Here is a 24,910-nt window from a genome sequence, read left to right on the forward strand (position 1 = left end):
ATCGGGTTCCTTTTGTCAGCTGTCAGGGCGTTTCAGGCTGAACAATTCTGTCACGCGAGTGTAATCGTGATAACCCAAACGGGCGAGTGGTTCATATTTTGTGACATCAAACATGCCGTCCTTCAGGCAATCATCACGCATATTGATGCCAGTTACTTGGCCAAACACAGCATAATTTGTCTCGCCTGGCAATTTCAGGATCTGTGTTAATTTACATTCAAGGCTGGCAGGTGCATGCGCCACGCGAGAACAGGCAATCGTCTGGCATTCTTCACGCTTGATATCAGCCAGCGTAAATTCATCCGTCGTTTTATCCCATGCGCCAGATGTTTGATTCATGGCATCCCGCATGGCGTATTCAACGATATTGATGCAGAAAACACCCGTATCGCGAATATTGGCGACAGTGTCTTTTGTCCCGTCCCGGTCCGGTTTCGCCGAGGTCGAGGCAAACATCACCTGAGGGGGTACATATGCCACAGCGTTGAAAAATGAATAAGGCGCAAGATTTTCAGATCCATCTGCCCCCCGCGTTGCAACCCAGGCAATGGGGCGGGGTGACACGATCGCATTGAATGGGTTATGGGGCAGGCCGTGCCCATCTTCTGGCTTATAGAACAATTCTATCTCCTGTTGGTTTGAACAAGGCGTACCTGCGTGCTAGGGGCGTTTCCAGTCAAAAATGAGGAACACGCGTGTACCGGCTTGCGCAGGAAACGAAAGATGATTGGTGGGAGGTCGAGGCGCTGTACGATCTGTGTTTTGCACCGGGACGTGAAGCTTTGTCATCATATCGACTGCGTGACGGGGTCGATCCCATTGCTGAATTGTCGATGACCGCTAGAGATGCAGATGATATTTTGGCCGGCGCAATTCGGTATTGGCCGGTCCGGGTCGGCACGCATCAAGCTTTGTTATTGGGCCCGATCGCCGTTCACCCGACACGACAGGGCGAAGGCTTAGGTGGTGCACTGATCAGCGATAGCCTGAAGCTGGCGCAAAAACTTGGATGGACAAGGGCATTGCTTGTCGGCGATGCACCTTACTATTCAAAATTTGGATTTAATGTGACGACCGATATCAAAATGCCGCCTCCTACAAACCCGTCTCGTGTCCTTGCGCTGGAAATTAAACGCGGCGCCTGGCGTGGTATTCAGGGTCAAGTGGAACATTTTTGAAAGTTAAATTGACTTTTATTCTGAAATTTATCTTTTTAAAAACATAAGCTTAAGGTGTTATTTGGAAAAATTTTAAAAATCGATTGGAACTCTTATCACACATTTTCCGTTGTGTATCCGAACGACGCAGCAAGCGTCACAACAAATTGAAGGAGTATGGAAATGAAACGTTTTCTAGCAACAACAGCATTGGTAATGACAACATCAGCAGCAGCTTTTGCAATGTCAAACGAGCAACTGAAAGATAGTGTCGAGAATGAATTAAATTCATATGAAATGGAAGTTAATGTCGATGCGTTAACTGATGACCAGATCAGCGCAATTTACGTCATTATGACAACAGGCGATAGCCCATTGGACAAGCAACAGCGTATTGAATCAATTCTTGAAGATGCAAACAGTGCTGCTGTCGTGGACGAAAAAGGTATGGTGATCACACTACCGGCAAATGACATGCGCGCTCAGGTTCAAAGCCGTCTTGCGATCATGGGTTTTGATGTAGACGTTTCCGAACTTGATGATGAAACTATACAAGGTATCTATTTGGTTGCAACATCAGGTGAAAACCCGAACGACAAAAATGCAAAAATCGAAGCAATGCTACAATAAGAACTACTGTATTTAGTTTTATTGGCTGGCCATATTGGCCAGCCAATTTTCATTTTGGGTACTATTATGACGACAGTTTGATCGCGTATATCAGCTGGCGATTGATACGATTTCAGCCGAATTTGATAATTCAATATTCTGTTCAGAGTATTTAAAATGAGCAATTAAATCCTGCATGCGTATAGACTGATCTCTTAGCATAGTTGAATTTGCCTGAGTTTCTTCAGCGACTGCAGCATTTTCTTGTGTAATTGATTCTAGCTGTGTCAATGCAAGTGTAATTTCATTCACGGCGCGCGCCTGTTCGTTACTGGAACACTCAATTTCCTGAAGGTTATTTGTAACGTCTTTGATACGTTCCAGCATCATGTTCAATGTTTCGCCGGTTTCATGAACCGCTGCCGCACCTTTGGCAACTGATGCAGAACTTTGCTGAATTTTAGATTGCACTTTGCCAGAGGCATCTGCCGACCGTTGGGCCAAAGCACGCACTTCATTTGCAACAACAGCAAAACCTTTACCTGCTTCCCCGGCACGTGCCGCTTCGACGGATGCGTTAAGCGACAGCAGATTTGTTTGAAAGGCGATATCGTTGATAACATCGACAATATCTTCGATTTCCTTTGCGGCTTTCTCAATATCGTTCATGGCATCAATGGTTGAATTGACAATACCAGCGGCGTGGTCTGCTTCGCTTGACATCGTATTTGCAACTTCGGTCGTCCGGCTTGCAGATTTGGCATTCGTATCAACGGAAGCTGTGAATTCCGTCATGGCAGCAGATGTTTGTTCAAGTGATGCAGCTGCTCTTTCTGCACGCCCTGCCAGATCTTCTGCTCCTTGATTCAATTCGGCCGAACGCCAGCTGACCCCTTCGGATTCGGTCATGACCTGACTGATCATCCGTGTCAGCGATACAATCATTTCATCTATGTTTAACTGAAGGTCTGCAAAAGTACCCGAGAATTGACCAACCATACCAGTCTGCAAATCACCATCTGCCAGACGTTTTGTAACATCGCCAATTGCTTCAAGACCGTTATCAACGTTGTCCATAAGACGGTTAATTTTTTCGACCAACGCGCCTAGCTCAGTGTCAATCGCATCTGGATCAACACGTTTGGTAAAGTCGCCATCTGCAGCTGCACTGACAACATCGCTGACGGCTGCTTCAAGCTCCTGAAAAATCGCTTTCTTGCGTTCTTCATCAGCAATTCGTGCAGCAACTGCCTGAGCCTGTTCTCGTTTAAACTCTTCTTCTTTACGTGTTTCTTCTTCGATGCGGCGCTGCTCTTCCATTTTTTTCTGCTGAGCTGCCAGTTCACGAGATTCGATCGCATTCGTCCTGAAAACTTCAAGCGCGCGGGCGATCCGTCCCAATTCGTGGTCTTTATCTGCACCTGTGATATTTATCTCTAAGTTGCCATCTGCAAGCTGATCAATATCGGCCACTGTATTATTCAGACTTGATGAAACCTGACGAATAATTTGCCAAGTCAAAAGACTTGCCACGACCAATGAAAAGACGGACAAAGCAATGATAATCAGCTTTGTATCTGTCATGATGGTGCTTACGCGTGGACCAATGATATTTTGTTCGGCAACGACGGCTTCGACAACCAAATCGACCTGATCCAGTGCACTGGCACCCATCGCATTCATTTCAGAATACTGTGCATTTCGCGCAAGAATTTTGGTTTTAACCTGTTCAGAAAGGGCAATGTAGCCGTCAATAAGCTCAAGTGCATTGGTTGTTAGCATCTGCCTGGACGGATCCTGCAGTTCGGCCATCAAGGCACTAGTTTCTTGACTGGCTTTTGCGAGATGAGATTGCGCGACTTCAAATTCATCAAGTTGATTTGTCAGCAAAAAACGTTCGACATAAAAACGACCCAGCAAAAGATGTTGTTGTACGACACCACCATAGTAAGCTGCGACCGGATCGCCGTCAGTATAAGCAGATTCCATAACTTGAGTTAGATTTTGACGCGCTTCAACGCCTTTCGTTGTCATGTTTTCAACGAGTACATCACGGTCAGATTGCGCAGCACGTGCAGCGTCGAATGCTAATTGAAATTCATCAAGACCGGATTTGACGTCTGTTAGAATTTTCAAAGCCTCTGGCCGTTTGGCGAACAACTCCCTAGCGCGTTCTTCTGTTTCAAGAACTTCCTGCAAATTAGAAGCAAGTACTTCAGCAACAGAATCTGATGGCGTTTTCTGATATGTGATCGCAGCGATTTGAGCTTCAAACAAATCTTCTGCAATTCCATTAGCCATAAGGCTTTGTCTTGCGGTTTCCCTGTATTGGGTAAAATTTGAACCGAACATGATCGCCGAAATGATGGCTATAGTTGCGACAATTGCCAGTAGAAAGGCCAAGCCGCCCATGCCAATAGATATCTTGCGGGAAATTGACCAATTACTCATTACTGACTCCGTGTGCTATGATCTGATTAGATTCGTTAGCCCACGAACATTGAAAAAGAATAAATTATTATAGCCTGATTTTAATCAAAACCATCCGTTTGCCTTGATCAATTCTGTCCTTTTAACCATTCCATAATGGCGGGGCGTACAGATTGATCACCTCTGTTTCGGGCGTCTTCAATAACTGATCGTGCCTCATCCAGGTTTGAACGCCGCAACAAATGTTTGACCGGGCCAATAGACGCAGGGCGCATCGATAGGGTGCGTAAACCCATGGCAGCAAGGCATAATGCCTCAACAGGGCGACCCGCATCTTCACCACAAAATGAAACTGGTGTATCGGTTTCGCGGCACCGATTAACGATGTCTTCGATGAAGGTCAGAAAACTGACATTCAATGTATCATATCTTCGGCGGACCCGTTCATTTTCCCGATCAGCGGCAAAGAAAAACTGTTTCAGATCGTTGCCACCAATTGAAATAAATTCCACCTCTTCGAAAAATTTCCGCGGCGCAAAGGCCAGGCTGGGTGTTTCCAGCATGGCACCGATTTCAAGCGTTTCGGGCAGGACATGGCCAAGTTTTTCTTCACCCGCCACGGCTTTATCGACCTGTTCACGTGCGGCGCGGTATTCTTCAAACTGGGCAACGAACGGAAACATGACTGTTAAAGGACGCCCGTTTGCGGCCCGTAACAAGGCCTGTAATTGCATCCGCAATACGCCAGGTTTGTCCAGCCCCACACGAATTGCGCGCCATCCCAATGCAGGATTAGGCTCATCCTGGGGTTTCATGTAAGGCAGCACTTTATCAGATCCGATGTCCAGCGTGCGAAATACGACGCGACGTCCGTCAGCTGCATCCAAAACGCGCGCATAAAGCGCGGCTAGTTCTGATCTGCGGGGTACCTTATTGCGAATTAAAAACTGAAGTTCGGTCCGAAACAGTCCCACACCTTCGGCGCCAGACCCAACAAGCGACGGCAGATCAGCCATAAGGCCAGCATTCATCTGAAGGCAAACGGTCGATCCACATCGTGCTGTGGCGGGCAGATCACGAATGGACGCATAACGGCTTTGCGCTTCGGCTAGCATGGCAATCTTGTCGCGAAAGGCCGTTACGATATTTTCATCAGGACGCAGGTGTACCTGACCTTCATCGCCGTCAATCATGACATGATCGCCGTTCAGTGCTTCTGCGACAATGCCAGTTGCATTGATCACCAATGGAATGGCCAAAGCTCTTGCGACAATGGCCGCATGGGACCCAACCGATCCTTCCTCAAGTATAATGCCTTTTAGTTTTGAACCGTATTCCAGCAATTCACCAGGGCCAATGTTGCGTGCCACTAACACAGGGTCATCGGGCATTTCAGCGCCGGTATTCGCACCCTGGCCGGTCAGAATGCGCAAAAGTTTATTGGACAGATCATCCAGATCGTTCAACCGTTCGCGCATATAGGCATCAGGCACCTGCGCAAAACGCGCACGTGCTGCGGATTGTTCTTTTTCGACTGCGGCAGCGGCTGAAAGACCATTGTTGATGTCGGCCTCCATCCGGCGCAACCAGCCACGCGAATTGGCAAACATCCGGTACGCTTCCAGCACTTGAAGCTGATCTTTGTCGCCACTTTTAGCACTGCTAAGAAGATCATCAACAGACACGCGCAACGTATCGACAGCCTCGCGCAGATTAATCAGTTCAACTTCCGTATCGTCAGCAATCGGATTGGTGATCACAACGCGTGGTTCATGCAGAAAGATATGACCTTCGGCGGCGCCTTCTTGACCTTGAATACCACGGAACAAGGCAGGTTGCTGGTGGCGGGCCGACAGCGCGTCGCCTTCGCCGATAAAAGCACCAAGTTCGGTCATTTCGGCCAAAACCATGGCAACAACTTCCAGCGCATATAATTCATCGCTGGAATATTCGCGGGCATCTTTGGATTGCACGACAAGCACTCCAAGCGATTGCCCCAGTCGTTGAATCGGCACCCCAAGGAATGATGTATAAATCTCTTCCCCTGTTTCAGGCATATACCGAAAGCCGGGTTCTTGCGGAGCATTTGCGGTGTTTATCACACCCGAGGTCTTGGCCACACGCCCGACAAGCCCTTCGCCCAGACGCATCCGGGTCTGGTGAACGGCTTCGGGTTTCAATCCTTCACTTGCGCATAGCTCAAGCGTTTCGTCATCCCGAAACAGATAGATCGAACACACCTCTGTCTGCATTGAATGCGCTATCAGATGTGTAATCTTGTCCAGGCGCTCCTGTCCGGCACTGTCTTCGGCCATGGCGTCGCGTAGGCGCCCAAGCAGCTTCCGGCTTTCTGTTTCGGTTCTCTCAGGCAATGGACGGGCTCCGCAGGATCATGGCGTTATCTGCCCCGCTTGTTCGTTGAAGCGTTCGATATAGCTATCGCATACCATCAGAACCCGACCGTTGCGCTGCCAATACGCCGTGTCTTCGCAGCTTTCGATACGCAGCGTGATCATCGAATGCCAATCAAAAGTCGCCAAAAGGGTATAGGCCTGCTGCATCGTTTCACTGTCTGACAGGGCCTGTGGTATATCTGTTTCGGCATATCGGATTGCGACTTCGGTCACAGGCGCATAGTCTGGACGTAGCAGTGGGGCCGTCAGCCGACGCCAACTGCGGGCTATCTCAGGGGCCGTGCCCCGGCAATTTGTTGCGTCATCGCCTGTAAGCCCGAATTCCTGGGCAAACTCTGTGCGATCTTGTGATGCAAGACCATAATACAGGCAGAGGATCTGGCCCGCGCGGTCATAATCGTCAGGGTATTCAGAAAACACACTTTCATCATCGCCCTCAAGCAGTAGCGATTGCACCCGTGCGCGGATCACAGCATCAGATCTTTCCGGGAAAAGCAATGAAATTGCCAGCGTCGCGAACATATCGGCCTGCATTTCCTCGCGCGCCAGAATGGGCAGATCGAATTCGCGGATAACCGCGTGGCCGATTTCATGGGCAATCACATGCAAAAGCACATCTTCGGCAAAGGGTGTCACCGGGTCCTGAGCCTGCACAGGCCACGCCACAAGGGCAGGCAAAGCCAGCGCACAGCTTAGAACCTTCAGACAATGTGCCATTATATGTCTCCGATGCCCTTGCCGGCCATCTGCCGGTTCTTCAGGATGCTTTTTCCAGCTCAAATGCATCATGCAGGGCTTGAACGGCAAGTTCCATGTATTTCCGATCAATCAGAACAGAAATCTTGATTTCGGACGTGGTGATCACCTTGATGTTGATTCCTTCTGAATGCAAGGCATTGAACATTTTGGCGGCAACACCCGCGTGTGATCGCATTCCGATGCCCACGACAGACACCTTGGCCACACCTTCATCTGCAACCAGGTCGTGGAAATTGATTTCCCCCCGATCTTTGGCGTCGTTCATGGCCTTTTCGGCGCGCATCACTTCGTTCGTGGGGCAGGAAAATGTCATATCGGTCCGCCCCTCTTCGCTGATGTTCTGTACGATCATATCCACGTTCACACCCGCTTCGCTAAGGGGGCCAAAGATCGCGGCTGCAATGCCCGGGCGGTCAGCAACACTGATCAGGGTCATTTTGGCTTCGTCGCGGCTGAAGGCCACGCCCGATACAACATTGGATTCCATGATATCCTCCTCGGCACAAACCAGTGTACCGGCATGATCAGATTGTTCTTCAAAACTGGATAAAACACGCAGGCGCACACCATAACGCATCGCGAGTTCAACAGATCGCGTTTGCAAAACCTTCGCGCCAAGCGACGCAAGTTCTAGCATTTCCTCAAACGCAATTTTATCCATCTTGCGGGCTTTTTCGCAGATGCGCGGGTCGGTCGTGTAAACGCCATCCACATCGGTATATATATCGCACCGTTCAGCCCCAAAAGCTGCAGCAAAGGCCACAGCTGTCGTGTCAGACCCACCGCGCCCCAGCGTTGTGATACGACCTTCGGGGCTGATCCCCTGAAAACCTGCGACTACAGCAACACGCATGCCTTCGGCGAATTTCGCATTCAGGTTATCTGGCGGAATATCTTCAATCCGTGCTGCCGAATGGGCCGAGGTCGTCTTGAGCGGCACTTGCCAACCTTGCCAACTGCGTGCAGGTACATCCATTTCCTGCAAGGTCAGCGCCATCAGACCCGCCGTGATATTTTCCCCCGAAGACACAACGGCATCATATTCGCGTGCATCGAAAAGGGGCGACGTCTCATTGACCCAACCCACCAATTCGTTCGTTTTTCCGGACATGGCCGACACGATCACAATGACATCATAGCCCCTTGCAACCTCAACACCCACGCGTTTTGCTGCACGTTTGATGCGATCAAGTGTGGCCACCGAAGTGCCACCGAATTTCATCACCAGAACCGGCATGGTCCGTCCCTTTTATCCGTCTGGCGCTTCCTAGGGGATGGGCGTGGCAAGGGCAAGTATTGCATTGCGCAATCCGGCTTAGTCGAAAATTTGCGAAAGACTTATCAGCGAAGAAAGCCCGCACAGGGCCTGATAAGCGGTTCTTAAAAGTCGTGTGGATGCCCGTCCCAGGTTTCAAAAACACCTGTAGTATCAAGATCAAGCGCATCAAAACGTGTAATCAGACCTTTTGCAGCCTGATCCACCGTAATTTCAGCAGATGAACCACCCATATCTGTTTGGACCCAACCGGGATGATAAATCCCGACGGCAACACCGATATCTTTTAAATCTGCCGCCAGATTGCGTCCTAAATTCAAAGCCGCCGCCTTTGACGCGCGATAGATATAGCTGCCACCTGGTGCACGTGTGTCAGACGCCATCTGGCTGGAAATAATTGCAATCTTGCCTGCATCTGACATCTGCAGATTGGGCAAAAGGTTCTGAACAGTCAGAAAAACACCTGTGACATTGGTTGCAAACCCTTCAGCCCACATTTCAGGTGGATAGCCATCTGCCAAGCCTTGGCTTTTGTCCGGATAAATTCCGGCATTACACACCAGCAGATCAATTGTCTGACTGTCCAGCGCTTTGCACATCTTAAGATGTGAGGCAGGATCAGTCACATCAAGATAATGCCAGTTCGGGTCAGGCTGTTCTGATCTGGTTGTGCCATGAACATTTTCGCCACGTGCCTGATATCCATCAAACAAAGCGCGACCAATTCCACGGTTTGCGCCGGTAATAAGAACTGTCATCAATTCGTCTTTCTGTTTGGGACAAAGGGCAGGGGTGCGACAGGCACACCGTCTTCGATCAGTTTCTTTGCCTCTTCCGGCTTGGCCTCGCCATAGATGGACCGCACTTCGGCGTCACCGTCATTCATTTTGCGCGCTTCAGCTGCAAAATTCATGCCAACATATTCTGAATTCTTTTCAATATGTTCACGCACTTTGGACAGGGCATTTTCTTCGGGGGACTGCGGCTTGGACAAAGGGGAATCCATAGGCGCTCCCTCAGACGTCACTGCTTTTGACGATGTTACCCGCGGTGCCATCAAGGTTTTCTCAACATCACCCGTTCCGCAGATGACGCAATTCAGATGCCCTGTCTTTTTAAGTGTGTCAAAAGCTGCGGCCGATTGAAACCAGCTTTCAAAATTATGATCATTCGCGCATTTCAAGGCATAGCGGATCATCGGAACCTCAGTTCAAATATAAATCAGTTGCATGGCTTAAGCTAAAGTCAGGGCTTTAACCGGCGTGGATCGAAGTTAAGGATAATATGACGCAATTCCGGTTCATCAATGCGGGCAGCGGCCTTTTTAAGGGTAAACCATTTGCGGCGACGCTCTTGGGCTTCAGGATAATCATTGACCAGATGTTTAACTTTAATCGGAAAAACCATTGCCAAAATAGGCAGATTATCACCGCGTGGTATCGCTTTTATGTATGAAAACACACCAATACAGCTGTCATAGGTCTTGCCTTCAACACCGGCTTCTTCAAAGGCTTCGATCCCGGCACATACGGCGGGGGTTTTGCCATCCATCGGCCAGCCTTTGGGCAGGATCCAACGCCCGGTTCCACGGCTGGTGATTAGCAAAATCTGGGTTTTTCCGTTGACCACACGATAACACAACGCCGCAAATTGCGTACGCACATCTGTCTTTTGGGCGCCCGATAAATTGATCGGAGCAGGAGTGTATTTCAAAAACGGAATGGCCATCGCTCTTACTTGTACTATTTGCCTTTATACACAGTGTTGGACAGGTTTACGCTTAAATTACAGTGTTTTCCAGTCTTAGAGGATGGTTATGCCTTTTTTGTGGTGTTTGTGCGATACCAGCAAAAGTGAAAACAGAAAGGTGACGGGATGCGATATTTGATCTTTTTGGTGATATTTTTAATGGCAGCCCCTGTCGCATGGGCACAGTCAGAGTTTCGGTTTTCCTCTATCGATGGCGGCGATCTGGCTTTGTCCGATTGGCGCGGACAGCCAGTTTTGATCGTTAATACGGCGTCTTTGTGCGGATTTGTCGGACAATATGAGGGGCTACAAAACCTTTACGATCAGTACCGCGATCAGGGTCTTGTCGTGATGGCGGTGCCATCCAATGATTTTCGCCAGGAATTGGGATCCGAAAGTGAAGTAAAGGATTTTTGCGAAAATACATTCGGCTTGGATTTGCCGATGACCGAAATCACATCTGTGACCGGACGCAACGCACATCCGTTTTATAGGTGGCTGCGTGCGGAACATGGTTTTGTACCCCAATGGAATTTCAATAAGGTTTTGATTGGTCCCGATGGTGATCTAATTGAAACATGGGGCAGTCGAACACGCCCAGAAAGCCGCGCAATTACCGATAAAATAAAGGTACTGCTGCCCCGTGACAGCTAAACCGCGACCGATTTTCATCGGATCTGAAATTTACCGCACTTCAAGTTATGGCGACTGGCATCCATTACGTGTGCCGCGCGTCTCAACCGTGATGGATTTGACGCGGGCAATGGGTTGGCTGCCTGTGTCGCAGTACATCAACAGCCCGCGCGCGAAACCGGCGGCTTTGCATATCTGGCATACGTCGGACTACATCGCCGCTCTGCAAAATGCCGAAGCAAGCGGAAACGTCAGTGATGCGGTCAAACAGCGCCACAGCATCGGGACGCATTCCAATCCGGTTTTTCCCGAAATATTTCGCCGTCCGGCTACTGCGGCGGGCGCGTCCCTTTTGTCGGGCGAATTGTTGCGTGATGGTGGCGTTGTTTATTCGCCCGCTGGCGGCACACATCACGGTATGCCGGATCGGGCCAACGGCTTTTGTTATCTGAACGATCCTGTTTTGGCGATTTTATCGCTGCGGCGACAGGGTGTGCATCGCATCGCCTATGTGGACATTGATGCCCACCACCCCGACGGTGTTGAATTTGCCTTTGCAGATGACCCCGACGTGCTGATGCTGTCGGTGCATGAAGAAGGCCGTTGGCCCAGAACTGGTGCGCTTACAGATCGGGGGGTGGGTCAGGTGTTCAATCTGCCGGTTCCGCGACAATTCAATGACACTGAAATGCAGTATATTATGGATCAATTGATCTTGCCAAAGGTGATTGCCTTCAAGCCCGATGCGATTGTTTTGCAATGTGGCGCCGACATGGTGGAAGAGGATCCGTTGTCGCGGCTGTCCCTGTCAAACAACGCCCATTGGGCCGTTGTCGCAGCACTGCGCCCCTTATCTGATCGCTATCTGGTTTTGGGTGGCGGTGGATATAATCCATGGTCCGTCGGTCGATTATGGACAGGGGTTTGGGCCATTTTGAATGGGAATGAGATACCTGAGCGGCTTTCGGCAGAGGCAGAGAACGTTTTGCGATCCTTGCGCTGGTATGGAAACCGCCGTGGCAAAAACCCACCAGATCACTGGTTCACAACGCTGCGTGATCCACGTAACCCTGGCCCCATCCGCGATGAAATACGGACCCGGGTGAACGCCCATCAATCATGACGGGTCTTTTTGCGAACATCCTGCGTCATATCTTCGATTGCTGTTACCATTGCATTCAGATCCCCTGGCGCAGGAAGGCAGGCCTTTGCTTTTTTACGCAGCACATCTTGCACCTGCGGGTCCAGCAAAGCCATCAAATCGCACGACAGATTTTCCGCATCGGTCAAAATTGCCCCGCCGACCGTATCAAGACGCTCGTAAATTGCCGCAAAGTTATGACGGCTTGGCCCGTGAACAACAGCACAGCCATGGCGGATCGGTTCATAGGGGGTATGGCCCCCCTTTGGCACAAGCGACCCACCCACAAAGCAAACACCAGACAACCGATACCATAATGGCATATCCCCCATCGTATCTGCAAGTGTCACACGTATATCTTCGGCGGGCATCTGACCTTTTGAATGCTGGACAAAAGGCAGGCCCATCTTTTGTAAAACAGCGATCACCTCATCCCGCCGTCTTGGGTGGCGCAGTGCCAAAATTAACCGCGCCTTTGAGAATGATTTTTGAACAGTTGTGAATGCATCAAGCATAATCTGTTCTTCGCCTTCATGGGTCGACGCCGCCAGAATGGTCATTTTCCGATCATAATACGGCTTATGGGCGTCATATTCCGGGGGAACAGGCGGTATTTGATACAAAGCCTTCAGATCTATCGAAGTTCGCCATTTTTCAGGCGTTAAACCCAAGTCTGTCAGTCGTTTTTGGGATGCATCGTCTTGGGCCGACGCCAATGTGACATCAGCCAAAACCGTGCGAAACAAGGTTCCAAATTTTGCCCATCGTGCAGAACTTCTGGCCGACAGACGTGCACCCACCATCGCAACAGGCACGCCTGATCTGGCACAGGTTGCGATGCGGTTTGGCCAAAGTTCATTTTCAACAATGACAAGCCCGATGACCTGCCAGTGGGTCAATAAAAAACGATGCGCCCAACGCAGATCAATCGGGGCCAGCAATATATCGCATCGTGCCATGTTCCAGTTAACAGCCATATCCCTGGCCGTGGCGGTATTGGTTGTGATCAAAATGCGCAGATCAGGTCTGTGGGCCATCAACGCATTGATAACAGGGCGGGCCGAGTTCAATTCACCATTGCTAGCCGCGTGAAACCACAGCCGCGCGCCTGTTTCATCAGGTACAGTTAGGCCCAGCCGATCCGCAAAGCGGCCCATTTTCACAATTAAAAATAAAAGAATAAAAGGGGCAAGACTGCTGATCAGAACACGATACATCATAACCATCTTGTCGCCTTTTGTGGTACCCGCGGCCGGATTCGAACCGGCACGGCATTTCTGCCTGGGGATTTTAAGTCCCCTGTGTCTACCATTCCACCACGCGGGCCCCGCACCAGACAATACGTGCCAAAAAGCAAAGTAAAGTCAAACTGCGCCCGCGACTGATATGTTGCAAATATTTTTTCTGCAATCCTTCGTTTCAAGAAAATTGTCATAAGATGCGTGGCGACTTGTGGTTGACCCACACCTGGCCTTCAGCAAAGGTCGCCCCATGTTTCCAATCCGCGATCACAATCCGTCTGAAAAAATACCCTTTGTGACCTATATTCTGATGGCGCTGAATATCATTATTTTCGCAAGCTACTGGCGGTTTTTGGATGATCCGATGGCACTGAACCAAGTGTGGTTTGACTGGGCGATGGTGCCGATGTTTATCAACAATCAAGAAAATATATACACGATTTTCACATCAATTTTCCTGCATGGTGGCATATTGCATTTGGCTGGAAATATGCTGTTTTTGTACATCTTTGGTGATAATCTTGAAGAAGAATTTGGCCACTTTGGTTTTCTTGTTTTTTACCTGTTTTGCGGCGTTGCGGCTGGAATGATTCATGTTTTGGCTGATCCAGCATCTATGGTGCCGACAGTGGGTGCGTCTGGCGCCATTGCAGGCGTAATGGGCGGCTATCTGCTTTTGTTTCCAAAGGCGCGCGTGGATATATTGATTATTCTGGTCATCATCATCCGCATTGTACCGATACCTGCGTGGTTGATGCTGGGACTATGGTTCGGCTTGCAGTTGGCGAATGGATTGGCATTATTTGCCGTCGTGAATTCAGGTGGCGTTGCCTATTGGGCGCATGTCGGCGGGTTTGTGACGGGCATGATCTGTGTCATTCCGATATGGCTTTATCGCGGTGGTCTGCAATTTTGGCGCCGGACCCAAGGGCATCCACAACACCCCGAAGCGCAATATTCTTATTTCAAATATCGCTAAAAGATTATCACTGGAAAAAAAGGCAAAAAAAAAGCGGTGACACCAGGGAGGAGGAGAGGTGCCACCGCAGATTTACAGAAAGCCCAGGGAGGAGGAGAGGACTTCCTGAATGCGAATTCGTTTACTGGTCGTAGACCGCGTGTCGTGCGACATCAAAAATGATCGACCGATGCAGGCCAAGATCACTCAATTCGCGATCCGACAAGGATCTTAATTCATTCACAGTTGCGCGATACTGGCGATAGCGGGCATGCCTTGCCTGCAGGCCAGAAACGACAGTTTTCAGGTTTTCAAACAGACCGCTGTGTGCGGTATTCATTTCACTCGTATGTGCCATAACTTTTCTACTTCTTAATTACATGTTGCTGCGTTGATCTTAGAAATAGGCATTTGCTGCAGTTGCACAATAGTTTCTTGAACAATGCTGCTATGCAGAAAATGCAATGCGCAGCAGCCTGTTTTTCTACCACCGTGCCCAAGATTTCATCATCACATTTGGGGCTTGTTCTTCTTTCAAAACATGACATCTAAAAGACAACGAATAACGGGGATAGGATGATGGCGACGAAGGACCTTGTTTTACAGGCGCTTGGGCAGATAGCGCTACCAGATGGGGGCAGCTTGACTTCGCGTGATATGGTCCGCGCGTTGTCTGTTACGGGTGGTGCTGTAACCTTTGTGATCGAAGCGCCAAGCCCCGAAATTGCCGCATCATTGGAAAATATCCGGCAAAAAGCCGAAGAAACTGTGCGGGATTTGGCCGGTGTGACCAGTGTATCTGTTGTATTGACGGCACATGGTCCTGCTGCCGCGCCCAAAACACCGCCACCTAGCCTGAAAATTGGGCAGCATCCGAAACCGCAGGCCGGACCTATGGCCGTGTCTGGTGTGGATCGAATCCTTGCAATCGGGTCTGGCAAGGGGGGGGTGGGCAAATCGACGGTGTCTTCTAACCTGGCTGTGGCACTGGCCAAGCAGGGGCGCAAGGTCGGTTTGTTAGACGCTGATATATACGGTCCTTCGCAGCCGCGCATGATGGGGGTGAACAAGCGCCCCGCATCGCCCGATGGCAAAACCATCATCCCATTGCAGGCCCACGGCGTGACGATGATGTCGATTGGGTTGATGGTGGATGAAAAGAAAGCTGTCGTTTGGCGCGGCCCGATGTTGATGGGCGCATTGCAACAGATGCTAGGTCAGGTCGAATGGGGCAAGTTGGATGTTCTGATTGTCGATCTGCCGCCCGGAACCGGTGATGTGCAGTTGACCCTGTGTCAGAAAACGCAGCTAACCGGCGCGATTGTTGTTAGCACCCCGCAGGATGTGGCGCTTTTGGATGCCCGCAAGGCTCTGGATATGTTCAACACGCTGAAAACGCCGGTGCTGGGGCTGATCGAAAACATGTCTTCTTATATATGCCCCGAATGCGGTCACGAGGCGCACTTGTTCGGTCATGGCGGCGTTGCGGAAGAAGCCAAGCGCATCGGCGTGCCTTTCTTGGGCGCGTTGCCGCTTCATCTGGACGTACGTCTCGCGGGAGATGCGGGCACTCCGATTGCAGTAGGTGATAGCCCCGAAGCCAACGCCTATGCCCAACTGGCCGCGCGTTTGGTGGCGGGGGGCATGGCTTAGGGAATAGTCCGCAAATGATAGGATGCCGTTAAACGCGTTTGTTTCACTTTGAACACACCGTCATATCTGCCTTGTATTTATCATGCTTTCGTTGACCGTGATGCCATGCATAAAGGTCAGCGATCCGATTAATGGTAATCAACGACGAGTCGTAATTAACTTGTCAGGTTTCTGGTTGGTGATTCAGTCGGATTGCTTGATCAAGATAATATCCAACAAGGTTGGGATCGAAATCGGACAAAGATAGCACGCGGATTGCTTTTCCTTTGCCAGTCAAACGTTCAAAAGTGTCTTCCATTCGTGAACCTTTAAGAAAGCCGATATCAATACCGTGTGGCATTGTTCTAAGGTGGCATATGCCGCCATTTGGATCCGAGAAGGTCGTAATTCGGGGTTTTTGGTTTTCAACAATGCCTTTCGTTGCCAGTAGAAAGGTTCGCACCTCTTGAAACAAGCTGCGGTAAGGCGATGCCATATCTTTATTGAACTGTGTCATGGTTTATCCGAATTTGGTGTTGATCCAATCTTGCTTAACGCGCCGCTGCTGACACCTTTATGTCAGTAACGTCTGCCATTACCCAAAAAAAAACGGTCTTAAGCGGATTGCAAACCGCTTAACCTTGATATCCGATCATGTAATTTCCGCGCTTGTGCAGTAATGGGAATTCACGGGAGATGACTCCGATTCTTTCGAATCGAACATCCAAAAGTACTAAATTATCAATAATTTCTATTTCTATTCCCTCAACTGCGGGCTAAATTCTTAAACGTAAGCAAAAAAAATCGCATTTATGGGATTTCGCGGGATAATCTATATATAGTATCAATTTATGTAAAAAGCACAAATTAAGCTAAAAATTTCCTAGATTTTAGCTTTTTGTTAATCTCTAAATAGCGACTAAGCCCATTAGTTCCCATGTTTTCCCATTTTTTTGTTGATTAGTGTGGAAACCCATGTCATCACTGTTCTCACAAGATGAGGACGGGATAAGGGGCGACAAAGAACCCCGTATAAGAGCACCAGTCAGGTTTCATACAGGCACCCGCTTTCATCAAAATAAGGGCCGACGCGCGAGCGAGCAGACATCCCCCCAGGTGGCGCGCGCAATCGGACTTCCCGCGAGGGACCATACGGCGGATTGGGCAGTGGCAGCAGCTCAATCCGCCGTTTTCCTTACCGGATCATGAAATTTTGGGGGCAAGCAGAAGGGGCCGCAGGACAGTGGTTCGCAGGTTCAGAGGCGAAAGCCACCACAAGGTGGACAGTAAGGGCAGGGTGTCTATCCCAGCCCTGTTTCGCCGTGTTCTGCAGACCGGTGATCCTGAATGGGTCGAAGGCCGCCAGCCCCAGCTTGTCATCGTATACGGCGATCATCGCAAAAAGCGGTTGGATTGCTATACAATGGAAGCCTTTTACGAAATCGAAGACGAGATTATGTCGCTGCCCCGTGGGTCGATGGAACGTAAAATCCTGACACAAACCATGCTTGGGCCATCGCTGACCATTGAAATTGATCGCGACGGGCGGCTGGTTCTGCCCATCAAACAGCGTGAAAAAATCGGCCTTACGTCCGAGGCGTTTTTTATCTCCGCCGGTGATCATTTCCAGATCTGGAACCCTGATACATATGAGGCCGAAGAAAAGGTCGATACCGAAGCGTGGCTGGATGAACAATCCGATGACTTCGATCCGCTTATCCTTCTGGATCAAAAGAGAGGGGACTGAGGCATGGCGGCAGCAGCGCAGATCCCTGCGGATGCCCCCCATATCCCGGTTCTTTTGCGTCCGCTTCTGGCCGCAGTCGCGCCCATTTCCGGTATATGGTTGGACGGCACATTCGGGGCCGGTGGCTATACCCGCGCGCTTTTGGACGCGGGCGCGGATCAGGTGATTGCCGTGGATCGTGACCCAAGTGTGTTCAATATGGCGAAACCATGGGCCGATGCGTACGGTGATCGTCTGCGATTGGTCGAAGGCACATTTTCACAAATGGATGCATATGGCGATGATCTGGACGGGGTCGTTTTGGATCTTGGTGTCAGTTCTATGCAGCTGGATCAGGCCGAGCGCGGATTTTCATTCATGAAAGACGGCCCCCTTGATATGCGTATGGGCACAACGGGACCAACGGCTGCGGACATCGTGAACACCGCAGACGAGACCGAGATCGCAAATATCCTGTATCTGTTCGGCGAAGAACGGGCATCGCGCCGGATCGCACGGGCTATTGTCAAAGCGCGCAGTCAGGCGGCTATCAGCACCACGCTGGAACTGGCAAAGATCATCGAAGGTTGCCTGCCGCGGTCAAAACCGGGTCAAAGCCATCCGGCCACACGGTCCTTTCAGGCGATCCGCATTGCTGTGAACACGGAGTACGAAGAACTTTATCAGGGGCTTATGGCGGCTGAGCGTGTTTTAAAGCCTGGGGGCAAGCTGGCTGTTGTCAGCTTTCATTCCATCGAAGATCGCATGGTCAAACGGTTCCTGCAACTGCGGTCTGGAAGTCAGGGGCGCGCCAATCGCTATGCGCCTGAAATCGAAGAAACACCTGCGCCCTTCAAGCTGAAGTCACGCAAGGCGATTGGTGCCGATGATCAGGAATTGGCTGAAAACCCAAGGTCCCGATCGGCCAAGCTGCGCGTGGCCATTCGCACGGATGCACCCGCAGGTCAGGTCGATGCGGGTGACATCGGAATGCCGCGTCTGAATGGGGGTAAGGCATGAAAACCTTTTTGTTCATCACATCAGCGCTGGCGGTTATGGGGCTGGCCTTTTGGGCCTATCACGAAAACTATAAAACCCAACAAGCCTTGGCCGAAGTGCGCACCCTGAACAATGCCATCGCGGAATCGCGTGAACGCCTTTCGGTGCTTCGGGCCGAATGGGCGTATCTTAATCGTCCGGATCGTTTGCGCGATCTGGCGGATCTGAATTTTGATAGTCTGGGGCTTTTGCCATTATCACCTGAACAATTCGGCCAAGTAGATCAGATCGAATTCCCCGATGATCCGCAGATTGCCCTGACAAACGAAGTTGAAATCTTTGCCACGCAAGAGGCCCCGCAATGATCAGAACGCCCTTGCGCCCCTTGACCCGCGTTTTGCAAGCCCGCGAACATGGCGAAAACCCGGATGCGATTGAACGCGAAAACGTGCGTCTGCGGCATGAAGATATGCGTGACCGCGCCCGCACACGCGCCGAAGGTCGTTTGTTGGTTTTGGGGATATTTTTCCTATGCGCCTTTATGTCGGTTAGCATCCGTATGGCTGTGCTGGCCGCAAGTGATCCGGTTGAACCGCGCGCATCAGCATCTGCGGCATCCATCATCAATCAACGCAACGATATTGTGGATCGTCATGACCGCATCTTGGCGACCAATCTGCAGACATATTCGCTTTATGCGCAGCCACCTGTGATGATCGACAAAGCCGAAGCCGCGCAAAAACTGGTGGCTATCTTTCCAGACCTGAATGAAACCAAACTGCTTGAACAATTCTCGGGCAGTCGCAAGTTTATTTGGATCAAGCGGCGGATCAGCCCTGAACAGAAACAGGCCGTCCACGATATTGGTGACCCCGGCCTTCAGTTCGGGCCACGCGAAATGCGGCTTTATCCGAATGGCGCCATCGCGTCGCATGTGTTGGGTGGGGCCAGTTTTGGCCGCGAAGGCGTATCTTCGGCCGAAGTGATTGGCATCGCTGGCGTGGAAAAGCAGTTTGACAGATATCTGCGTGATCCGGCCAATGGCGGTGCGCCGCTGCAATTGTCACTGGATTTGACCATTCAGGCCGCAACCGAAGAGGTGCTGGCCGGTGGCATGCGTCTGATGAACGCCAAAGGGGCGGCGGCGATTCTAATGGATATCCACACAGGTGAAGTGATCGCCCTGACCAGCCTGCCGGATTTTGATCCCAATGATCGGCCACGACCACTGACCGAAGGCGATCAATCAGACAGCCCGCTTTTCAATCGCGCAGTACAGGGGGTTTATGAGCTTGGCTCGACCTTCAAAATCTTTACTGCAGCACAGGCGCTTGATTTGGGTCTAGTCACACCCGACACCATCATGGACACCAAAGCGCCGATGAAATGGGGCCGCTTTACGATCAATGATTTTCGCAATTACGGCCCGAAATTGTCCGTAACGGATGTGATTGCAAAATCGTCAAACGTCGGCACTGCCCGCATCGCGCTTGAGATCGGAGCGGACAGACAAAAAGCATTTTTGGATCATCTTCACCTGATGAAACCACTACCGTTCGAGATGGTCGAAGCCCATGGTGTCAACCCGCTTTATCCGCGCAATTGGTCAGAATTGTCAGTGATGACAATATCTTATGGCCATGGCATTTCGACCAGTCCGCTGCATCTGGCCGGGGCTTACGCGTCGCTTTTGAATGGTGGCACACGCATCACGCCCACGTTGATCAAACAGGATGGTCCGCAAAATGGTGACAGGATCGTATCAGAACGCACCTCAATACAGGCACGTGAGATGTTGCGCAAAGTGGTCACCGACGGATCGGCCAGTTTTGCCGAAGTGCCGGGATACTTTGTGGCAGGTAAAACTGGTACTGCCGACAAGCCGCTGACCAACGCTGCAGGCTATTATGAGGACCGTGTCATTGCCACATTCGCCAGCGTTTTTCCCCATTATGACCCCAAATACGTATTGGTCGTTACGCTGGATGAACCCGTTGAAACATCAGGCGAAGAACCCAGGCGTACGGCGGGTTGGACAGCAGTCCCAGTCGCCGCTGAAATCATTCGCCGCACGGCCCCGTTGCTGGGTCTAAGACCACACATTGAACCCGGTGGCGTAACCAGTGTATCACTGACCGCAAATTAAGGCGGACGGTGGACATGGGCGCAGCAGGGATCGAAACCAAATCACTTTCAGCCTTAGGGCTGACCGCTCAAGCCGGGCGCGAGGCGCAGATCACCGGGTTGACCGTGGACAGCCGCGACGTAAAGCCGGGGATGCTGTTTGCAGCTTTGCCCGGGACGCGTGTTCACGGTGGGGACTTCATTCAATATGCCCTGCGCATGGACGCAGCTGCGATCCTGACCGATCCTGAAGGTGCGCGCATTGCAGCAGATGTTTTGGCGGGCTCTGATGTTGCCTTGATCATTGCCGAAGATGCGCGCGAAACTCTGGCTTATGCATCTGCCCTTTGGTTCGGTCGCCAGCCCGGCACGATGGTTGCTGTCACGGGCACGAACGGCAAAACCTCTGTGGCCAGCTTTACCCGTCAGATTTGGATCGAGATGGAGTTGACAGCTGTCAACTTGGGTACTACCGGGGTCGAAGGCGCTTGGACCGCACCTTTGGCGCATACCACACCGGATCCGATCACTCTGCATAACGCCTTATATGGGGCAGCTCAGGCGGGTGTAACCCATGCCGCGATGGAGGCATCGTCGCACGGATTGGACCAGCGCCGCATGGATGGCGTGCATTTGATGGCCGCAGGATTCACCAACTTCAGTCAGGATCATTTGGATTATCATCATACCTTCGACGCCTATTTTGATGCCAAGGCTGCGCTTTTTACCCGCATTTTGCCTGATGATGGAACCGCAGTGATTAATATCGATGATCCCAAAGGCCGTGACATGGCCGATATTGCTGAAAGCCGAGGGCAAAAGCTGTTGACAGTTGGGCGCAAGGATGCCGCTGATCTGTATTTGCGCAATCAGCGTTTTGACAGCACTGGGCAGGATCTGCTGTTCGATTGGAAAGGCAAATCCTTTCATAAACGCCTGAACCTGATTGGTGGTTTTCAGGCCGAAAACGTTCTGTTGGCCGCGGGCCTTGTCATTGCAACTGGCAGTGACCCGGCTGCAGTTTTCGACACTTTGCCACATCTGGTCACTGTGCGCGGACGGATGCAGTTGGCCGCAACGCGTAAAAATGGCGCCGCCGTTTTCGTGGATTATGCCCATACGCCCGATGCGGTTGCCACCGCGCTCAAGGCTATGCGCCCCCATGTCATGGGTCGGCTGATCGTTGTGATTGGTGCGGGGGGCGACCGTGATCCGACCAAGCGCCCACTGATGGGGCAGGCGGCGGCGGAAAACGCAGATGTGGTTTTCGTCACCGATGACAATCCCCGCAGCGAAGATCCTGCCATCATCCGACAGGCCGTTATAATGGGGGCCCCGGACGCGACCGAAGTGGGCGACCGCACAGAAGCGATTTTGCGCGCCGTTGATGCACTTGGTCCCGGTGACACGCTGCTTATCGCAGGTAAGGGTCATGAAACTGGTCAGACCATTGGCGATGATATCTTTCCCTTTGACGACGCTGAACAGGCCAGTGTCGCTGTTGCCGCATTGGACGGAGCAATCCCATGACCCTTTGGACATCCGCCGATGCACAGGCCGCGACGGGCGGGCAAAGCACCCACGACTGGACCGCAACGGGCGTATCTATTGACACTCGCACCTTGCAACCGGGTGATCTGTTTGTTGCCTTGAAAGACATCCGTGATGGTCACGATTTTGTTGCCCAAGCGCTGGAAAAAGGGGCTGCAGCCGCATTGGTCAGTCACAGACCCGATGCCGTATCGGATGACGCACCCCTGTTAATCGTGGATAATGTGCTGGATGGGCTGACGGCCCTTGGTATCGCAGCCCGCGACCGTACCTCTGCCGGTGTCGTCGGCATCACGGGATCTGTTGGTAAAACATCGACCAAGGAAATGTTGCGCGATGTGCTATCAGCCCAAGGTATGACCCATGCGGCCGAGGCCAGTTATAACAATCATTGGGGCGTGCCGCTGACCTTGGCGCGTATGCCCGTTGACACAAAATATGCCGTGATCGAGATTGGCATGAACCATCCGGGCGAAATTGGTCCGCTGTCACGTATGACGCGCCCGCACGTGGCCCTGATCACGACGGTTGCCGCTGCACATCTTGAAGCGTTCGACAGTATCGAAGGGATTTCGCGCGAAAAAGCGGCCATCATCGACGGGTTGGTGCCCGGTGGTACGGCCATCCTGAACGCCGATATCGATACCGCCAGCATCCTGCAATCCAAAGCCGCCAAGCGCGAGGCCAAGCAGATCCTGTTCGGTCACATGGGTGCGGATTTTCGGCTGAACACCATCAAAATGACGGGCGATGCCACTGTAATACAGGTCGAAATCCACGGCGAACCTTTAGTTTTCAAACTGTCGTCAGCAGGGCGTCACTTTGCGATGAATGCGGTTGCTGTTCTGGCAGCGGTTCAGGCGCTTGGGGCGGATATCGCGCGGGCGGCCTTGGATATCACCACATGGCAGCCCCCGGCGGGGCGCGGTCGTCGCGAACGGCTGGTTCTGGATGACATTGATGATGATGCTGTGGTTGATCTGATCGATGACGCCTATAACGCAAATCCCACATCCATCACAGCAGCACTTGAGGTTCTGGCCGCAGCAATACCCATTGATAATGTGGGCCGCGTCGCTAAGGGCCGCCGCATTGCCATTTTGGGCGATATGCTGGAACTGGGCGAAGACGAAATGAAACTGCATCGCGCCATTGCCGATGATCCGTCGCTGCCTGCCATCCATCGCATTCATTGTGTCGGGCCACGGATGCAGCATCTTTGGCAGGCATTGCCATCAGAAAAACGCGGTAACTGGGTCGAAACCGCCACAGAGCTTGCGGAAAAAGCCCATAGTCTGGTGGATCCGGGGGATGTGGTGCTGGTCAAAGGCTCAAAAGGTAGTCAAGTCAGCCGCGTGGTTGATGCGCTTCGTAAACTTGGCCGCTCCAAAAACAATAAACCCCGAGGGACAGATTAAATGCTTTATTGGTTAACCGGCCTGTCAGACGGTGGCGATTTTTTTAATCTTTTTCAATATATCACTTTTCGCGCTGGCGGTGCGTTTCTAACATCCCTGATCTTCTGTTTTCTGTTTGGTCGGCCGCTGATCAATGTTCTGCGTAAGCGCCAGGGCAGGGGTCAACCGATCCGCGATGATGGCCCCGAAGGGCACTTTGTCAAAGCTGGAACACCGACAATGGGTGGGCTGTTGATTGTAGGGGCGCTTTTAACCTCGACCTTGCTTTGGGCGCGTATGGATGCTGAAAACCCCCCATATGTCTGGATCGTTCTGTTTGTAACGATCTGTTTTGCGGTAATTGGATTTGCGGATGATTATGCGAAAGTGTCCAAGCAAAATACGGCCGGTGTGTCGGGTAAACTGCGCCTTTTGCTTGGCTTTATCATTGCCGCGATTGCAGCCTATCTTGCAGCTGTAAATCATCCGGATGCGCTGACAAACCAATTGGCATTGCCGGTGTTTAAAGACACGCTTTTGAACCTTGGATATCTGTTTATTCCTTTTGCGATGATTGTCATCGTTGGATCAGCCAATGCTGTAAACCTGACCGATGGTCTGGACGGGCTGGCCATTATGCCTGTCATGATTGCCGCAGGGGCGCTGGGCGTGATTGCCTATGCCGTGGGTCGTGTGGATTTCAGCGAATATCTGGATGTGCATTATGTGCCCGGAACGGGCGAAATTCTGATCTTTTGTTCGGCCCTTTTCGGGGCGGGTCTGGGTTTTTTGTGGTATAACGCGCCACCCGCGGCGGTCTTTATGGGCGACACTGGATCACTGGCCCTGGGCGGTGCCCTTGGCGCGATCGCTGTCGCAACAAAGCACGAGATCGTTCTGGCCATCGTTGGTGGCTTGTTCGTGGTCGAAGCATTAAGCGTGATCATTCAGGTTCTGTACTTTAAACGCACCGGCAAACGCGTCTTTCTGATGGCACCGATCCATCATCACTATGAAAAGAAAGGCTGGACCGAACCGCAAATCGTGATCCGCTTTTGGATCATTGCAGTTATCCTGGCGATGATCGGCTTAGCGACGTTGAAAGTGCGTTAAC

At 51.4% G+C, this 24,910-nt stretch carries 24 protein-coding genes and 1 tRNA gene; 13 read left to right on the plus strand and 12 right to left on the minus strand.

The window, feature by feature from the left end; translation table 11 throughout:
- Positions 1-15 precede the first annotated feature (15 nt).
- Positions 16-621 carry a flavin reductase family protein gene (locus HRQ87_RS07835; RefSeq protein WP_174136990.1) on the minus strand — a complete coding sequence of 202 codons (606 nt, stop codon included), beginning with the start codon at positions 619-621 and terminating at the stop codon, positions 16-18.
- Positions 622-695: 74 nt separating this feature from the next.
- Between HRQ87_RS07835 and HRQ87_RS07840 the strand changes: the two genes are divergently transcribed.
- Positions 696-1,178: a GNAT family N-acetyltransferase gene (locus HRQ87_RS07840; RefSeq protein ID WP_174136992.1), complete on the plus strand. Its 483-nt coding sequence runs from the start codon at positions 696-698 to the stop codon at positions 1,176-1,178.
- Between the two features lie 162 nt (positions 1,179-1,340).
- Complete coding sequence (locus HRQ87_RS07845) at positions 1,341-1,787, plus strand: hypothetical protein (protein ID WP_174136994.1); 447 nt, start codon at positions 1,341-1,343, stop codon at positions 1,785-1,787.
- Between the two features lie 90 nt (positions 1,788-1,877).
- On the opposite strand, the gene HRQ87_RS07850 is transcribed toward HRQ87_RS07845, so the two are convergent.
- From HRQ87_RS07850 to HRQ87_RS07880, 7 genes are all read right to left on the minus strand, one after another.
- A complete protein-coding gene (locus HRQ87_RS07850) occupies positions 1,878-4,217 on the minus strand; it encodes a methyl-accepting chemotaxis protein (RefSeq protein WP_174136996.1) in 2,340 nt (779 codons plus the stop codon).
- A gap of 107 nt (positions 4,218-4,324) precedes the next feature.
- Entirely contained in the window at positions 4,325-6,511 is a 2,187-nt protein-coding gene (gene ptsP / locus HRQ87_RS07855) for a phosphoenolpyruvate--protein phosphotransferase (RefSeq protein ID WP_425501532.1), read from the minus strand.
- A gap of 75 nt (positions 6,512-6,586) precedes the next feature.
- Entirely contained in the window at positions 6,587-7,327 is a 741-nt protein-coding gene (locus HRQ87_RS07860; RefSeq protein ID WP_174137001.1) for a DUF4344 domain-containing metallopeptidase, read from the minus strand.
- A 40-nt stretch (positions 7,328-7,367) separates the two neighbouring features.
- Positions 7,368-8,606, minus strand: a complete 1,239-nt coding sequence (locus HRQ87_RS07865; RefSeq protein WP_174137003.1) for an aspartate kinase — start codon at positions 8,604-8,606, stop codon at positions 7,368-7,370.
- Between the two features lie 143 nt (positions 8,607-8,749).
- Positions 8,750-9,403 carry an SDR family NAD(P)-dependent oxidoreductase gene (locus HRQ87_RS07870; RefSeq protein ID WP_174137005.1) on the minus strand — a complete coding sequence of 218 codons (654 nt, stop codon included), beginning with the start codon at positions 9,401-9,403 and terminating at the stop codon, positions 8,750-8,752.
- Entirely contained in the window at positions 9,403-9,843 is a 441-nt protein-coding gene (locus HRQ87_RS07875; protein ID WP_174137007.1) for a DUF1178 family protein, read from the minus strand. Before HRQ87_RS07875 ends, HRQ87_RS07870 begins: the two co-directional genes overlap by 1 nt.
- Before the next feature lie 47 nt (positions 9,844-9,890).
- Entirely contained in the window at positions 9,891-10,373 is a 483-nt protein-coding gene (locus HRQ87_RS07880) for an NUDIX hydrolase (RefSeq protein WP_174137009.1), read from the minus strand.
- Between the two features lie 180 nt (positions 10,374-10,553).
- Here HRQ87_RS07880 and HRQ87_RS07885 point away from each other — a divergent pair, with 180 nt between their 5' ends.
- Together HRQ87_RS07885 and HRQ87_RS07890 are read left to right on the plus strand one after the other, a co-directional pair.
- Positions 10,554-11,048: a glutathione peroxidase gene (locus HRQ87_RS07885; RefSeq protein ID WP_246251872.1), complete on the plus strand. Its 495-nt coding sequence runs from the start codon at positions 10,554-10,556 to the stop codon at positions 11,046-11,048.
- Positions 11,038-12,150 carry an acetoin utilization protein AcuC gene (locus HRQ87_RS07890; protein WP_343035184.1) on the plus strand — a complete coding sequence of 371 codons (1,113 nt, stop codon included), beginning with the start codon at positions 11,038-11,040 and terminating at the stop codon, positions 12,148-12,150. The genes HRQ87_RS07885 and HRQ87_RS07890 overlap by 11 nt, the downstream gene beginning before the upstream one ends.
- Here the strand turns inward: HRQ87_RS07890 and HRQ87_RS07895 are convergent.
- Together HRQ87_RS07895 and HRQ87_RS07900 are read right to left on the minus strand one after the other, a co-directional pair.
- Positions 12,141-13,394, minus strand: coding sequence for a 3-deoxy-D-manno-octulosonic acid transferase (locus tag HRQ87_RS07895; RefSeq protein ID WP_174137013.1), 1,254 nt, complete (start codon positions 13,392-13,394; stop codon positions 12,141-12,143). The two genes, HRQ87_RS07890 and HRQ87_RS07895, sit on opposite strands and share 10 nt — an antisense overlap.
- A gap of 14 nt (positions 13,395-13,408) precedes the next feature.
- Positions 13,409-13,494 (minus strand) — tRNA-Leu (locus HRQ87_RS07900).
- 165 nt (positions 13,495-13,659) lie between these two features.
- Here HRQ87_RS07900 and HRQ87_RS07905 point away from each other — a divergent pair.
- Positions 13,660-14,388, plus strand: a complete 729-nt coding sequence (locus tag HRQ87_RS07905; protein WP_174137015.1) for a rhomboid family intramembrane serine protease — start codon at positions 13,660-13,662, stop codon at positions 14,386-14,388.
- Between the two features lie 121 nt (positions 14,389-14,509).
- Here HRQ87_RS07905 and HRQ87_RS07910 read toward each other — a convergent pair whose 3' ends face one another.
- Positions 14,510-14,725: a DUF1127 domain-containing protein gene (locus HRQ87_RS07910; protein WP_174137016.1), complete on the minus strand. Its 216-nt coding sequence runs from the start codon at positions 14,723-14,725 to the stop codon at positions 14,510-14,512.
- Positions 14,726-14,943: 218 nt separating this feature from the next.
- On the opposite strand from HRQ87_RS07910, the gene HRQ87_RS07915 reads away from it, so the two are divergent.
- Positions 14,944-16,020, plus strand: a complete 1,077-nt coding sequence (locus HRQ87_RS07915) for an Mrp/NBP35 family ATP-binding protein (protein ID WP_174137018.1) — start codon at positions 14,944-14,946, stop codon at positions 16,018-16,020.
- 163 nt (positions 16,021-16,183) lie between these two features.
- Here HRQ87_RS07915 and HRQ87_RS07920 read toward each other — a convergent pair whose 3' ends face one another.
- Positions 16,184-16,516 carry a DUF1801 domain-containing protein gene (locus tag HRQ87_RS07920; RefSeq protein WP_174137020.1) on the minus strand — a complete coding sequence of 111 codons (333 nt, stop codon included), beginning with the start codon at positions 16,514-16,516 and terminating at the stop codon, positions 16,184-16,186.
- Positions 16,517-17,242: 726 nt separating this feature from the next.
- Here HRQ87_RS07920 and mraZ point away from each other — a divergent pair.
- Genes mraZ through mraY form a run of 7 tightly spaced genes read left to right on the plus strand, consistent with a single transcriptional unit; the run spans position 17,243 to position 24,909 of the window.
- A complete protein-coding gene (gene mraZ / locus HRQ87_RS07925; RefSeq protein WP_174137022.1) occupies positions 17,243-17,746 on the plus strand; it encodes a division/cell wall cluster transcriptional repressor MraZ in 504 nt (167 codons plus the stop codon).
- A gap of 3 nt (positions 17,747-17,749) precedes the next feature.
- A complete protein-coding gene (gene rsmH / locus HRQ87_RS07930) occupies positions 17,750-18,745 on the plus strand; it encodes a 16S rRNA (cytosine(1402)-N(4))-methyltransferase RsmH (protein WP_174137024.1) in 996 nt (331 codons plus the stop codon).
- A complete protein-coding gene (gene ftsL, locus HRQ87_RS07935; protein WP_174137026.1) occupies positions 18,742-19,089 on the plus strand; it encodes a cell division protein FtsL in 348 nt (115 codons plus the stop codon). The genes rsmH and ftsL overlap by 4 nt, the downstream gene beginning before the upstream one ends.
- A complete protein-coding gene (locus HRQ87_RS07940) occupies positions 19,086-20,870 on the plus strand; it encodes a peptidoglycan D,D-transpeptidase FtsI family protein (RefSeq protein ID WP_174137027.1) in 1,785 nt (594 codons plus the stop codon). The genes ftsL and HRQ87_RS07940 overlap by 4 nt, the downstream gene beginning before the upstream one ends.
- A gap of 14 nt (positions 20,871-20,884) precedes the next feature.
- Positions 20,885-22,378: a UDP-N-acetylmuramoyl-L-alanyl-D-glutamate--2,6-diaminopimelate ligase gene (locus HRQ87_RS07945; protein ID WP_174137030.1), complete on the plus strand. Its 1,494-nt coding sequence runs from the start codon at positions 20,885-20,887 to the stop codon at positions 22,376-22,378.
- Positions 22,375-23,817 (plus strand): UDP-N-acetylmuramoyl-tripeptide--D-alanyl-D-alanine ligase, encoded by a 1,443-nt coding sequence (locus tag HRQ87_RS07950; RefSeq protein WP_174137032.1) that lies wholly within the window; start codon positions 22,375-22,377, stop codon positions 23,815-23,817. The genes HRQ87_RS07945 and HRQ87_RS07950 overlap by 4 nt, the downstream gene beginning before the upstream one ends.
- Positions 23,818-24,909 (plus strand): phospho-N-acetylmuramoyl-pentapeptide-transferase, encoded by a 1,092-nt coding sequence (mraY, locus tag HRQ87_RS07955; protein WP_174137034.1) that lies wholly within the window; start codon positions 23,818-23,820, stop codon positions 24,907-24,909.
- Position 24,910: the final 1 nt, after the last annotated feature.

The organism is Parasulfitobacter algicola (assembly GCF_013315265.1).
Lineage (GTDB): Bacteria > Pseudomonadota > Alphaproteobacteria > Rhodobacterales > Rhodobacteraceae > Parasulfitobacter > Parasulfitobacter algicola.